Source organism: Brevundimonas sp. AAP58 (genome assembly GCF_001295975.1).
In the GTDB taxonomy this organism is placed as follows: Bacteria; Pseudomonadota; Alphaproteobacteria; order Caulobacterales; family Caulobacteraceae; genus Brevundimonas.
This window is the reverse complement of the sequence record NZ_LJHU01000131.1, coordinates 1-13,459: the sequence shown is the minus strand read 5'-3', so window position 1 is coordinate 13,459 and position 13,459 is coordinate 1. Positions and strand designations below refer to the sequence as shown.

General features: G+C 68.0%; 11 protein-coding genes. 9 read left to right on the top strand and 2 right to left on the bottom strand.

Going from position 1 to position 13,459, the window contains the following annotated elements; translation table 11 throughout:
- Window positions 1–92 precede the first annotated feature (92 nt).
- From IP78_RS14415 to IP78_RS14375, 9 genes are all read left to right on the top strand, one after another.
- On the top strand, window positions 93–1,271 hold the full coding sequence (locus IP78_RS14415) for an LptF/LptG family permease (RefSeq protein WP_231681030.1): 1,179 nt from the start codon (window positions 93–95) through the stop codon (window positions 1,269–1,271).
- A complete protein-coding gene (lptG, locus tag IP78_RS14410) occupies window positions 1,268–2,416 on the top strand; it encodes an LPS export ABC transporter permease LptG (RefSeq protein ID WP_054112353.1) in 1,149 nt (382 codons plus the stop codon). The genes IP78_RS14415 and lptG overlap by 4 nt, the downstream gene beginning before the upstream one ends.
- 67 nt (window positions 2,417–2,483) lie before the next feature.
- Complete coding sequence (locus IP78_RS14405) at window positions 2,484–4,898, top strand: LPS-assembly protein LptD (protein WP_054112380.1); 2,415 nt, start codon at window positions 2,484–2,486, stop codon at window positions 4,896–4,898.
- Between the two features lie 82 nt (window positions 4,899–4,980).
- Window positions 4,981–6,306 (top strand): peptidylprolyl isomerase, encoded by a 1,326-nt coding sequence (locus IP78_RS14400; protein ID WP_231681029.1) that lies wholly within the window; start codon window positions 4,981–4,983, stop codon window positions 6,304–6,306.
- A gap of 4 nt (window positions 6,307–6,310) precedes the next feature.
- A complete protein-coding gene (gene pdxA / locus IP78_RS14395) occupies window positions 6,311–7,306 on the top strand; it encodes a 4-hydroxythreonine-4-phosphate dehydrogenase PdxA (RefSeq protein ID WP_054112352.1) in 996 nt (331 codons plus the stop codon).
- Window positions 7,307–7,315: 9 nt separating this feature from the next.
- On the top strand, window positions 7,316–8,128 hold the full coding sequence (gene rsmA / locus IP78_RS14390; protein ID WP_054112351.1) for a 16S rRNA (adenine(1518)-N(6)/adenine(1519)-N(6))-dimethyltransferase RsmA: 813 nt from the start codon (window positions 7,316–7,318) through the stop codon (window positions 8,126–8,128).
- 83 nt (window positions 8,129–8,211) lie between these two features.
- Entirely contained in the window at window positions 8,212–9,711 is a 1,500-nt protein-coding gene (locus tag IP78_RS14385; protein ID WP_054112350.1) for an alkaline phosphatase, read from the top strand.
- An 80-nt stretch (window positions 9,712–9,791) separates the two neighbouring features.
- Window positions 9,792–10,730 carry a dienelactone hydrolase family protein gene (locus IP78_RS14380; RefSeq protein ID WP_231681028.1) on the top strand — a complete coding sequence of 313 codons (939 nt, stop codon included), beginning with the start codon at window positions 9,792–9,794 and terminating at the stop codon, window positions 10,728–10,730.
- A gap of 600 nt (window positions 10,731–11,330) precedes the next feature.
- Window positions 11,331–12,488, top strand: coding sequence for a pyridoxal phosphate-dependent aminotransferase (locus IP78_RS14375; protein WP_054112348.1), 1,158 nt, complete (start codon window positions 11,331–11,333; stop codon window positions 12,486–12,488).
- Here IP78_RS14375 and gmk read toward each other — a convergent pair.
- Both gmk and IP78_RS14365 read right to left on the bottom strand, forming a co-directional pair.
- Window positions 12,455–13,096, bottom strand: a complete 642-nt coding sequence (gene gmk / locus IP78_RS14370; protein ID WP_054112347.1) for a guanylate kinase — start codon at window positions 13,094–13,096, stop codon at window positions 12,455–12,457. The two genes, IP78_RS14375 and gmk, sit on opposite strands and share 34 nt — an antisense overlap.
- Window position 13,097: 1 nt before the next feature.
- Window positions 13,098–13,459, bottom strand: a 362-nt coding sequence (locus IP78_RS14365; RefSeq protein ID WP_197272476.1) for an endolytic transglycosylase MltG, incomplete at its 5' end; no start/stop codon positions are given.

Genomic DNA, 13,459 nt, shown 5'->3' with positions numbered 1-13,459 from the left:
ACACACTCCAGCCGGGTTCAGGCCCGGTCGTTGATACTGTGAAGCTTGGACTATAGCCGCCATTGTCGGCGGCTCGCCAGCGCGTGTATTAGATGCGCCGCAACGAACGCGCCCGCAACCGGGTGATCCACATCGCCCGCATGACCCTGATTCAGCGTTACCTTTTCCGCCAGATCGCCCTGCCCGTCGTCGGGGCATGCGCGTCGCTGGCCGGAATCGGCATCTTGTCGCAGAGCCTGGATCAGCTCGAGATCATCGTCGAACGCGGTCAGAGCGTTTGGGTCATGCTGAAACTGACCCTGCTGGCGGTACCTCAGCTGTTTGCCGTCATCCTGCCTATCGGCCTGTTCGTCGGTGCCCTGATCGCCCTGACCCGGCTGCAGCGCGAGCAGGAACTGACCGCCGCCTATGCCTCGGGTATGACGCGCTGGCGCATGATCGAGCCCGGAGCCCGGCTGGCGGCCATCGTCGCGGTGGTCATGCTCGTCACCAACGTCCTGATCCAGCCCTGGGCCCAGCGCGAGGCGCGCGACCAGGCCTTCGAGATCCGTACCGACCTCGCCGCCCTGCTGGTCGAAGAGGGGCGCTTCGTCCAGGGCCCGAACGGCCTGACCGTCTACGTCCAGGAGATCGGGCAGAACGGCCTGCTCAAGAACCTCTTCATCTACATCGAGGAGGGCGACGAGGTGACGACCTGGGATGCATCCGAGGCCCGCTTCGGCCGCGTCGACGGCCAGCCGGTCCTGACCATGCAGGCGGGCTCATGGCAGCAGTACAGCTCGGCCGGAGTGCTGCAGCAGCTATCGTTCGATGGCTATGTCTTCCCGCTCGGCCAGTACGTCACCGACACCGAGACCGTCCGCTACAAGCCATCCGACCTATACCTCGACCAGCTCTTTGAGCCCTCAGCCCAACTGATCGACACCGCCGGATCGCGCAGCGAACTGATGGCGGAAGGTCACGCTCGCCTTTCGTCGCCGCTCTATGCCCTGGCGGCGATGGCGATGGCGCTGACCGCCATTCTCGGTGGGGCCTTCAGCCGGACGGGCTATTCCAGCCGCATCGCCAAGGCCTCGGCCGCCTTCCTGCTCGTTCGTATCGTCGGCTATGCCGTAGTGGCCGCCAGCGCCTGGAACGGTTGGCTGAATGTCTTCCAGTACCTCCTGCCCATCGCCGCGACGGCGTTGTCGCTCCAGCTGCTGTTCCGGGCGTTGAAGCCCAAGAGGGCGAGCGCCTGGTCGATCTCGGCGTTGAAGGCGAGGTTTGCATGACGGCGCTCGGCTCCGTCTCGGCTGCGCCACGCCACGTGTTGAGCGCGCTGCGTCTCGGCCGCATCGAACGCTATGTTCTGATCCAGCTGGCGCGGTCGCTGGCGGTGGCGCTCGGGGTCATCTCCGCGCTCGTCATGCTGATCGACTTCGTCGAGATCTCCCGCGGCCTGGGCTCGGACACAGACCTTTCGGCGCTGCGGATCTTCGGCCTGATGCTGGTGAAGAGCCCGGCGGTCATCGTCCAGCTCCTGCCCTTCGTCTTCCTGTTCGGGACACTGTCGGCCTTCGTCAGCCTGAACCGTCGCTCCGAGCTGGTGGCGATGCGGGCGGCCGGCGTCTCGGCCTGGCGGTTCGTGCTCCCAGCCGCAGGCGCGGCGCTCGCCTTCGGCATCCTGACAGTGACGGTCATCGGCCCGCTGGCGGCCTCGGGCGACGGCCTGTTCCAGCGCGAACGCCAGCGCATCTCGGGCTCGGTCATGAGCGGCCAAGAACAGGAGGCGATCTGGCTGCGCGAAGGCGACGGGCCGCGCCAGATGGTCATCCGCGCCGGCCGTCAGGACCGGGCCAATGCCCGGCTGCTGGATGTGACCTTCTTCATCTACACCACCGACCCCAACGGCCGCCGGGCCTTCACCGAGCGCATCGATGCCGAGGCCGCCAGCCTGTCCGCCGGTCGCTGGCGACTATTCGACGCCGTGGGGGCCCAAACCGGCCAGCGCGCCATGCGCTACGCCACGCTCGACCTGCCCTCTGCGCTCGCCGACGAGGAAGCCTTCGAGCGCTTTGCCCGGCCGCAGTCCACGCCCTTCTGGTCCCTGCCCGGCCAGATCCGACGAATCGAGGACGCGGGTTTCTCCTCCACCGCCTATCAGCTGCGCTTCCAGCAGCTGCTGTCCACCCCCCTGACCTTCGCGGCCATGACCATCCTCGCGGCGGCCTTCTCGTTGCGGCTGATGCGATTCGGCGATCTGGCGCGCATGGCGGTGTCGGCCGTTGTGCTGGGCTTCGCCTTCTTCTTCCTGAACCAGTTCTCGGCGGCGATGGGGTCAGCGGAAGTGGTTCCACCGCTTGTCGCCGCCTGGCTTCCGGCGGTGCTGACGGCGCTCGCCGCCTTCACCTTGCTGTTCTATACCGAAGACGGCTAAGCGGAGCCCCGGCGGGGGCCATCAGGAGCGGTTCTTCATCCCCATGCGGCCCGGCGGTTTCGTCCCGATGACCAAGGCCCTGCGCCTGCGCCTTCTGGCCGGGGCGGCCGCGTTCGCATGCCTGCCGGGCCTAGCTCAGGCCCAGACCGCGACGCCCCGCCAGCCGGACATCCAGCCCGAGACCGGCGGCCTTGCCCCCGGGGCCCTCTATATCGAGGCCGACAGCGCCGGTCGCGCCGGTGACGTCATTTCCGCGACGGGCGACACCGAGCGCGTCTTCGCCCGCTACCAGGACCACACCCTGATCGGCCAGTCGATCACCTTCGACATCGCCCAGGGGATCGGCACGGCCGACGGCGAGGTCGAGCTGACCGACCCTGAGGGCAACCGCGTCTTCGCCAGCCACCTGGAACTCGATGAGGACCTGCGCGCCGGCGTCGCCGTCGATTTCGCCACCCGCCTGACCAACGGCGCCAGCCTGATGGCCGCGACCGCCGTGCGGCGCAGTGAGAACGTCAACGAGCTGAACTACGCCCTGTTTACCCCCTGCCCCATCTGCGACGCGGACGGGAACCCCGAGGAGCCCAGTCTCTCGATCCAGGCCGAGAAGGTCGTCCAGGACGAGGAGCTTCGGGCAATCCTGTACCGCAACGCCGTGTTCAAGCTGGGTGGCGTGCCGGTGTTCTGGCTACCCGCCTTCGCTCATCCCGACCCGACGGTGGAACGGGCCTCGGGCTTTCTGGTCCCGACGGTGAACTATGACGACGGGCGCGGCCTGTCGGTCGAGACGCCTTATCTGCGGGTCGTGTCGCCGTCCGAGGACTGGCTGATCAGCCCACAGTTCAACACCCGCGTCCTGCCCTTCCTGAACCTGCAATGGCGCAGGCGGTTCGCCGACGGAACCGTCGTCCTGCGCGGCGGGGCGACCTATGCCCGCAACTTCGGCGACTTCGATCTGGACGGCGACGGCGACGCCGAATCCAACGTCGATTTCGGCGACAGAACGGCCCGAAGCTACTTCCTGGGCCATGGCCGCTTCGATCCGGACGGGCCGTGGAGATGGGGCTTCACGGCCGAGCGTACTTCGGACAAGACGCTGTTCGATCGCTACGACATCCAGGATCCCTATCAGGACAACGGCCTGTACTACGGCGACCAGCGTCGCCTGATCAGCCAGCTGTACGCCGAGCGCCAGACCGCCCGGTCCTATCTGTCCGTCGCGGCCTTCACCATCCAGTCGCTGAGGGTGTCGCGTTTCGATCCGGTCACGCCAGCGCTGAACGTTTTCGAGGACGACGACGCCTTGCCGCTGGTTGCGCCTCTAATCGACGCCCGCTGGGAGCCTGAGACTGGCGTTCTGGGTGGACGTCTGCGCCTGCGCGGTTCGGCCGTATCCATTTACCGCGAGCGGTACTTCGGCAGCCCGGTGCTGCGTCCCGAGGTCATCCCCACCGGTTCCACCGTCGGCCTGCCCGGCGTCGACAGCCGCCGGGTGACGGGGCAGGTCGACTGGCGCAGGACCTTCATCGCGCCCGCCGGGGTCCGCTACGAGGCCTTCTTCGACGGCCGGGTGGACGTTTATTCCGTCAACGACCTGCCGCCGGTCCTGAGCCTGGACAATGAGACCATCACGCGCGAGCGGGCCACCCTCGGCCTCGACATCAGCTACCCTCTGATCCGTCGCCTCGCCGACGGCGCCGACCTGATCGTCGAGCCGATGGGACAGTTGTCGCTCTCCACCGACCCCGACCTCGACCCCCGAATCCCCAACGAGGACGCCGAGACCATCGAGCTGGACGAATCGTCCCTGTTCCGCGTCGATCGCTTCCCCGGTTACGACCTTATGGAAGGCGGTCTGCGCCTGACAGCCGGCGTTCGCTCGACAATTCGCTGGGACCAAGGCCGTAGCGCCAGCCTGTTCGTCGGCCGTAGCATGCGAGACGCCGGGCAGGACAGCTTCCGTGTGCCGATCCCGGATGATCCGTCACGTCTCTACGATCCCACAGGCCTGGCGTCGCAGACGTCCGACTGGATCGTGCAAGGAGAATTCAAGCCGTCCGACCGGATCCGCAGCTGGGGCCATGCCACCGTCGACGGCTCGGGGGATGTGCGTCGCGCCGAGGCCGCCGTCGACGGGCGCTGGGGCCGCCGCAATCTGGCGACCGTCAGCTACATCCTGGATCGCTCCAATCCGCTGGATGGCCCGCTGAACCGCAACTACGAGTTCGTCCAGGTCGCGGCCCAGCAGTTTATTTACGGCAACTGGGGCGTGACCGTCGCGGGCATCGCCGATCTGGAGCGCGACCTGATAACGCGCTCGGAAGTCGGCCTGCTGTTCGACGATGACTGCTTCCGCATTGAGGTCGGCTATCGCCGCGACAACACCCGCGTGCGGCCGACCGGACCGGCCGAGGGCATCTTCTTCCGTCTCAACCTCGCCACTTTTGGCGGGTCAGGGTATGGATCGAACGGCCTGCGTTAGGCATGAGGCGTCAAGACAGCGCCCGCCCGGTTTGGAACCGACGCGCGAGGCTTCGAAGGAACCAGGACTGACCATGGGTTTGATGCGTATTTCGACCGCTGTCGCTGTCGCTGCGATGGTCGCGGGCTCGGCGATCGCCCAGACCGCGCCGACCGGACAGGCTGCCGGGACTCTTGACCCCGCCGCCGGGCAGGCACCGATCGCATCGGCGGCTCCGGCCCCGGAGTTCCGGCTGGCAGACGGCATCGTCGCGACTGTCAACGACCAGATCATCACGGGCTTCGATCTGCGTCAGCGCATGCTGACAGTCATCGCCATGAGCCAGGTCCAGCCAACCGAGGAGAACATCCCCGCGATCCAGCAGCAGGCGCTGCAGGCCCTGATCGAGGAACGCCTCCAGGCCCAGGAAATCGCGAACTACGAGACCCTGGTCGTGACTGACGAGGAGGTGGATCAGGAAATCGCGGCCATGGCCCAGGACGCGGGCGTGACGCCGGATCAATACATGAACTTCCTGGCTCAGGGCGGCATCCGGCCCGAGAACATGCGCCAGCAATTGCGCACAGAGATCGGCTGGCGCCAGTTGGTCGGAGGCCGCTTCAACACCCGCTCGCGCGTCAGCCGCGCCCAGGTCGAGCAGGCGCTGCGTCAGCTGTCCGAAGCCGCCCAGCGGCCACAGTATCTGATTGGCGAGATCTACATCGAAGCCGCGCGCGTCGGCGGGCAGCAGGCGGCCCTGAACGGGGCCGAGCAGCTGGTCGCCCAGATGATCCAGGGCGCGCCGTTCCAGGCCGTGGCCCGCCAATTCTCAGCCGCGCCATCGGCCGCGCGCGGCGGCGACGCCGGCTGGATCGTCCAGGGCACCGTCCAGCCCGCGCTCCAGACCGCGCTCGACACCCTGGAGGTCGGCCAGCTGTCGCGACCCATCCCGGTCGAGGGCGGCGTCTACATCATCTACATGCGCGACAAGCGCTCGGGCTCGGCAACCAGCCTGGTCAGCCTGAGGCAGGCCATGATCGAACTGCCCGAGACCGCCAGCGAAGCCGAGGTGGCCGCCGCCACCGAGCGACTGACCGCGCTTCGTCCCCAGCTGACGTGCGACAACATTTTGCAGCGCACTACCTCCGAGGCGGGTCTGCTGGGCTCGGATCTGGGCGAGAGCGATGTCGCCAATCTCGCGCCGCAGTTCCAGCAGGTGGCGCGCTCGGCCGAGGTCGGCACGGTCTCCAACCCGGTCCGAACTCCGCTCGGTCTGCACCTGGTCGCCGTCTGCGGCCGTCGCGTGGGCGGTGCCGATGTTCCGACCTACCGCGAGGTCGAGAGCCGGTTGCAGAACCAGAACCTGGCAATGCTGGCGCGCCGTTATATCCGCGATCTGCGCGCCGACGCCCTGATCGAGGTCAAGTAGGCCCTTGGCCCGGCCGCCCCTGGTCCTGTCGCTCGGCGAGCCTGCCGGGATCGGACCGGAAATCGTGGCCAAGGCGTGGGCGTCGTTGAAAGGCGAAGCCCCCTTCTTTGTCCTTGGCGACGCTGGGCTTCTGGCGATGCAGAGCGCATCCGTCGTTGAAATCCACGACCCGGCCGATGCACTTTCGGTCTGCGCGACCGCCCTTCCCGTCCTGCACCATCCCGCCCCCGCGCCAGTGACGGCCGGAGCCCCCGACGTGCGCAACGCCGGCGTCGTCGCCGACTGGATCGAGCGGTCGGTCAATCTGTGCCTGGCGAAAGAGGCTTCCGGCCTCGTCACCGCCCCCATCGCCAAGGCCCCGCTCTACGCCGCCGGCTTCCGCTTTCCCGGCCATACCGAGTTCATCGCGGAACTGACTGCCGACACGCCCTTCGACGGCACGCGCGGCCCGATCATGATGCTGACGGCCAAGGGCCTCCGTGCCTGTCTCGTCACCATCCATCTGCCGCTGGATCAGGTGCCGGAGATGGTGACGGCGGAACGGGTGAAGCGTACGGCCCGCGTCGTCCACGAATCGATGCGCCGCGACTTCGGCATCGCACAGCCCCGGCTGGCGCTCGCGGCGCTGAACCCCCATGCCGGTGAAAGCGGTGCCCTGGGCCTGCAAGAGATCGAGGTGCTCAAGCCGGCCGCTGAAGACCTGCGCGCCGAGGGCATCGCCATCACCGATCCCCTCCCTGCCGATACGATGTTCCACGACGAGGCCCGGGCGACCTATGACGCCGCCGTCTGCCTCTATCACGATCAGGCCCTGATCCCGGTCAAGACGCTGGACTTCTGGGGCGGGGTGAACGCAACGCTCGGCCTGCCCATCGTGCGCACATCGCCGGACCACGGCACGGGCTTCGAGATCGCGGGCAAGGGCGTCGCCCGGCCCGACAGCCTGATCGCGGCGATCCGTCTGGCCTCGGAGATGGCGGCGACCCGCGCCAGGGGCTAACAGCAGCGGGTGACCACCCTGCCGCCCCTTCGCGAATCCCTCGAGGCTCACGGCCTGCTGGCCAAAAAGAGCTTCGGCCAGCACTTCCTGCTGGACCTGAACGTCACACGAAAGATCGTCCGACTGGCGGGCCCGTTCGAAGGCCGCGCCGTGATCGAGGTCGGCCCCGGCCCGGGCGGCCTGACCCGGGCCCTCTTGGAGAGCGACCTTTCGCGGCTGGTCCTGGTCGAAAAGGACCCTCGCTTCCTTCCCCTGCTGTCCGAGCTGGACGACGGCTCCGGCCGCCTGACGCTGGTCGAAGGCGACGCGCTGCGGGTGCGCGAGGCGGACCTGGTCGACGGCCCGGCGCACCTCGTGTCCAACCTGCCCTACAACGTCGGCACGCCGTTGCTGATCAAATGGCTGACCGGCCCGTGGACCCCCCACGCCCTGACCCTCATGTTCCAGAAGGAGGTCGCCGAGCGGATCGTCGCCCAACCCGGTGACGATGACTACGGCCGCCTCGCCGTCATTGCCCAGGCGACGGCGACCGCGAAGATCGTCATGCACCTTCCCGCCGCCGCCTTCACCCCGCCGCCCAAGGTGGCCTCGGCCGTCGTGCATCTGGTCCCCCGGCCTGACCGTCCGCCGCCGGAAATGCTCAAGCGCCTCGAGCGCGTCACCGGGGCCGCCTTCGGCCAACGCCGAAAGATGCTGCGCTCCAGTCTCAAGCCACTGGGCGGCGGCTCCCTCTGCGAAGCCGCCGGCGTCGATCCCGACGCCCGCGCCGAGACCATCGACATCGCCGGTTTCCTGCGGCTCGCCGAGGCCCTGCGGCCTTAAGTCTCCCCGGCAGCGGCCCAGCCGCATCGAAAAACCGTCATCGCCTCCGTTTAGGCCTCGGCGCTCACAGTCTGGAGTGCTTCATGATCGTCCGCGCCGCCCTCGCCGCCATCGTTCTCGCCGGTTCGGCCCCGATCGCCCTGGCCCAGGAACCGCCCCAGGCCGCCGACAGCTATTTCGCCGAGGCCCGCGCGGATCTGGTAGCCCGCCTGAGCACCCGGCCCATCACCGGGCGGGCGCGCAACATCATCCTGTTCATCGGCGACGGCATGGGGGTCAGCACCCTGACGGCCGCGCGGATACATCAGGGTCAGCGGGCGGGTCAGGACGGCGAGTCGACCTGGACGGCGATGGATCGCCTTCCCTACTCCGCGCTCGTCCGCACCTACGCTCACGACGCCCAGGTGTCGGATTCCGCGCCGACCGCCACCGCGATGGTCGCGGGCGTGAAGACCCGAAACGACATCATCGGCCTGGACCAGACTGTCGCCCTCAACGACTGCATCGGCTCGCGCGGACGCGAGGTTCAATCCATCTTCGCCGTGGCCGAGGCCGCCGGCCTGCGGACCGGCTTGGTTTCCACGGCCCGGATCACCCACGCCACGCCGGCAGCCGCCTACGCCCATGTCGCCAACCGCGACTGGGAGAACAGCAGCGAGCTTCCCGCCGAGGCGCGCGAAGCCGGCTGCGTCGACATCGCCCGCCAGATGGTCGAATGGCCCCACGGCGACGGCCTGGACGTCATCCTGGGCGGAGGGCGGAGCCAGTTCCTGCCCACGACGGCCACGGACGTCGAAGACACCCAAGCCCGGGGCCTGCGCGACGATGGACGGGATCTGATCGCGGAATGGCGCGCCCGGCATCCGCAGGGTCGCTATGTCTGGAACGCGACCCAGTTCGCCAATCTGGGCAACGAGCGACCCGTGCTCGGTCTGTTTGAGCGCGACCACATGGAGTTCGAGGCGATGCGCGGCGACGATGCCGGCGGCGAACCATCCCTGACCGAGATGACGCTGAAGGCCCTCGACGTCCTGGAGGGCGGCGACGGCTATGTGCTCATGGTCGAAGCGGGCCGCATCGATCACGCCCACCATCTCGGCGCTGCCGGCCTGGCCCTGGAAGACACGGTGGAGCTGGATCGCGCCGTCGCAGCGGTCATGGCCCGCATCGACCTATCCGACACCCTGGTGATCGTGACTGCCGACCACAGCCATAACTTCACCATGGCCGGCTATCCCCAGCGCGGAAACCCGATCCTGGGCCTGGTCGTCGACGTGGATGGCGACGTGGTCGAGGCCCGTGACGGACATCCGTACACGACGCTCGCCTACGCCAACGGCCCGGGTGCCGTGAACGGGCCCCGCCCGGACCCCAGCGCCGCGGACACCACGGCCCTGACCTATCAGCAGCAGGCGCTCGTGCCGCTCGGTTCAGCCAGCCACGGCGGCGAGGATGTCGCCGTGCGCGCGGCCGGCCCCTGGGCGCACCTGTTCCAAGGCACGATCGAGCAGCATCTGATCTATCATGTCATGCGCCACGCCATGACCCAGCCGGAGCCGGACGCCGAAGCCTCGACCGACTGAGGCCGACCTGCGGCTCCGGAGCCGATGGCGCTGACCTTCGCCTTGATCCACAGTGGTTGCGCCTCCGTTGAGAGAGGCGAATGAGGGAGGCCCCGATGGGCGACGACAGCCAGAGAATCCCGGCCGAAGCGGTCGACCTCTACACCCGCTTTATCCACGGCGAGATCGACCGGCGGGCCTTCGCGAGGGGCGTCAGCCGCTACGCCGTCGCCGGCCTGACGGCCACGGCGATCATCGAGGCCCTGATGCCGAACTATGCCTTGGGCCAGCAGATCGCCAAGGACGACGAGCGCATCCGCGCCGAATACGTGACCGTTCCCTCTCCCGACGGCCACGGCGAGATCCGGGGCTATTTCGTCCGCCCGTTCAGCGCCGATTCACGCAGCGCCACGCCCGCCAAGCTGCCCGGCGTGATCGTGATCCACGAGAACCGGGGCCTCAATCCGCATACGGAGGACGTGGCTCGTCGCTTCGCCCTGGCCAACTTCAACGCCTTCGCCCCCGACACCCTGACCAGCGTAGGCGGCTATCCCGGCGACGACTATCGCGGCGGCCAGTTGTTCGCCTCGCTGGATCGCAACAAGATGACCCAGGACCTGCTGGCCGCTGCCCGCTGGCTGAGGGCCCGCGAGGACGGGAACGGCAAGATCGCCGCGACCGGCTTCTGTTATGGCGGCGCTGCGTCCAACCTTCTGGCCGGCATGATGGGCGACGAACTCGCCGCCGCCGCGCCCTTCTACGGCGGGGCCACCCCGTCCGAGCTCGTCCCCAGGATCAAGGCCGCCATCCTGATCCACCACGGCGCGCTGGACGGGCGTCTGGCCGAGGGCTTCCCGGCCCAGATCGCCGAGCTGGAACGTCACGGCATCATCCATGAAGGCCATCTTTGGCCCGACTCGGTCCACGGCTTCTTCAACGACGCCACGCCGGAACGCTACAACCCGACCACCGCCGCCCAGGCCTGGACCCGGACGCTGGAGTGGTTCAACCAACACACCCGGACGGCTGCGGCAAACTGATCTGGCGGTACCTCGGCTTGACGCCGGTCATGGGTCATCTGTTCATCGGCAGTTCACGTTGCGGCCACAACCTGAATCCTCGAAACGGGGTGGTTCAGGATCAACAAGGAACAACGGCATGCTGGTGAGCGCTCTTGTCATGGCAATCCAGGTGACGACGGCGTCGTCCCCCCCTTCATGCTTCGCGACTGCAATCCAGACCCATACTCCAGAGAGATCCGCCCAGATCTGCAGAAACGTTGGAAGCCGCCACTGTTTTTCTGAGGCGTACAGGTATCGAACACTGGAACCTGCCGCGGATGCATGCAGAAACGTCTACAGCGACGTCTGCATGTTGGATGCCATGCAATACAATACGGTATGGTTGTCCGCGCGAGCGTGCGCGGGCATGAACTCAGATGAGTGTTATCGGGTCGTCCGGCAGCGATACGGCATTGCCCGGTCGGTCGAGATCTGCCGGGGCTCGTAGGCATCTAGCTATCCACCACACGAGTGAGGGTAAAACGGTCGTGGTCCCGGACTGGCAGCTGCGCGGGTCCTGACGTCACCCGAGGCTGCACCGACCTTCCGCCCCTTGGCCTCACCCGCTACACCCGCGGCATGACCTCCACCGCCATCGAGCCGTTCCGCGCCATCGTCATCAGCCGACTGGCCCACGCCCTGAAGGCCGAGGGCCGCAGCGTCATTCACATGGAGTTCGGCCAGCCCTCCACCGGCGCCCCGCCGCGCGCGATCGCCGAGGCGCACCGCGTGCTCGACGCCGACGGCATGGGTTATTGGGAAAGCGCGCCGCTTAAAGCGCGGATCGCGCGGCTCTATCAGGACCGATACGGGGTTGAGGTGACGGCCGACCGCCTGCTGCTGACCTGCGGGGCCTCCCCCGCCCTGGTGCTGGCTCTCTCGTCACGCTTCCAGCCCGGCGACCGCATCGCCATGGCGCGGCCCGGCTATGTCGCCTATCGCAACGTGGTGAAGGGGCTGAACATGCAGGCGGTCGAGATCGCCTGCGGCCCGGCCGAACACTATCAACTGACCGCCGCCGCGCTCGAGGCCCTGGACCCCGCCCCTGCCGGCGTCATCGTCGCCAGCCCAGCCAATCCCACCGGCTCGGTGATCGCCGAGGCCGAACTGGCCCGGATCGCCGAGGTCTGCCGCCGGCGCGGCATCCAGATCATGTCGGACGAGATCTACCACGGCCTCAGCTACGTCGGCCCCCAGCCGACCATGCTCATCTTTGAGCCCGAGGCCATGGTGATCAACAGCTTCAGCAAGTACTGGAGCATGGCCGGGTGGCGCCTCGGCTGGCTGCTGGTTCCGCCCGACCAGATCGAGACAGCCAAGGCCTACATCGGCAACCTGTTCCTGACCCCGCCCTCCCTCAGCCAGCACGCCGGCCTGGTGGCAATGGACGAGCACGACGTCCTGGAAGGCCATCTCGAGGTCTATCGCCGGAACCGCGCCCTGATGCTGGAGGCCCTGCCTCGCCTTGGCCTGAAGACCATCGCCCCGCCCGACGGTGCCTTCTACATCTGGGCCGACATCGGCCACCTGACCGACGACAGTGTCGGTTTCTGCGAGCGCCTGCTGAAGGACACCGGCATCGCCACCGCGCCCGGCGTCGACTTCGACCCGGTCGAAGGCCACCGCTTCATGCGCTTCAGCTTCGCCGTCTCGACGCCAGAGATCGAAGAGGCGCTGCGCCGGATGGAGCCTTGGTTCGCCGCTCAGACGTCTTCGGACAGCAGGGCCTCGCGGTAGCCCTCGACCCAGGTGTTCCGGAACCGGCGGCTGCGCTCGGCGTGGTAGATGTGCGCCAGCTCGGCGTACGACCGGTCGAAGTCGTCGTTGACGAAGACGTAGTCGAACTCGGCACAGTGCTCGATCTCGCCCTTGGCGTTCTGGATGCGTCGTTCGATGACCTCTTCGGCGTCCTGTGAGCGGGTCACCAGGCGGCGACGGAGTTCCGCCAGGCTGGGCGGCAGGATGAAGACGCGCACGGCGTCCTCCGGGCATTTCGCGGCGATCTGGCGCGCGCCCTGCCAGTCGATGTCGAACAGGACGTCACGGCCTTCCGACAGGGCACGCTCCACAGGCTCGCGCGGGCTGCCGTAGCGATTGCCGTGAACATCGGCCCATTCCAGGAAGGCGTCGGTGTCGATCCCCGTCTGGAACTCGGCGTGATCGACGAAATGATAGTCCCGCCCCGCCACCTCGCCCGGCCGGATGCCGCGCGTGGTCATCGAGACCGACAGCTCCAGCCCGCCGTGGTCGGCCATCAGTCGGCGGCACAGGCTGGTCTTGCCGGCGCCCGACGGGCTGGCGACGATCAGGAGGACGCCTCGGCGCGGCGTGCGGTCGTTAGACATTCTAGCTCTGGGGCGTGTTGGCGACGGGCACGGTCGTGCGCGCTGGCGTCGCCGGACGCAAGGTCCCCGGCGGCTGCATGGTGATTATGGCCTCGCCGGACGGGGCAGGCGTTGCCGCCGCCTCCGCGGGGGCTTCCGGCGTCGTGCGGGCCTCGGGTGGGACGACCTCGGCCGGCTCTCCGGCGCGCTGGGCCTCGATCGCCCGCCAGCGGGCGACGTTCCTCAGGTGCTCCTCATAGGTGCGGGCGAAGGCATGGCCACCCGTGCCGTCGGCTACGAAGAACAGGTCATCCGTAGACGGAGGATTGAGCACCGCCTCCAGCGACTGCCGCCCCGGATTGGCGATCGGCGTGGGCGGCAGGG

Bases quoted from the DNA above. Each gene is read 5' to 3' on its own strand.
- IP78_RS14415 (WP_231681030.1), top strand. From the start codon at position 93: ATGCGCCGCAACGAACGCGCCCGCAACCGGGTGATCCACATCGCCCGC.
- lptG (WP_054112353.1), top strand. From the start codon at position 1,268: ATGACGGCGCTCGGCTCCGTCTCGGCTGCGCCACGCCACGTGTTGAGC.
- IP78_RS14405 (WP_054112380.1), top strand. From the start codon at position 2,484: ATGACCAAGGCCCTGCGCCTGCGCCTTCTGGCCGGGGCGGCCGCGTTC.
- IP78_RS14400 (WP_231681029.1), top strand. From the start codon at position 4,981: ATGCGTATTTCGACCGCTGTCGCTGTCGCTGCGATGGTCGCGGGCTCG.
- IP78_RS14385 (WP_054112350.1), top strand. From the start codon at position 8,212: ATGATCGTCCGCGCCGCCCTCGCCGCCATCGTTCTCGCCGGTTCGGCC.
- IP78_RS14380 (WP_231681028.1), top strand. From the start codon at position 9,792: ATGAGGGAGGCCCCGATGGGCGACGACAGCCAGAGAATCCCGGCCGAA.
- IP78_RS14375 (WP_054112348.1), top strand. From the start codon at position 11,331: ATGACCTCCACCGCCATCGAGCCGTTCCGCGCCATCGTCATCAGCCGA.
- gmk (WP_054112347.1), bottom strand. From the start codon at position 13,096: ATGTCTAACGACCGCACGCCGCGCCGAGGCGTCCTCCTGATCGTCGCC.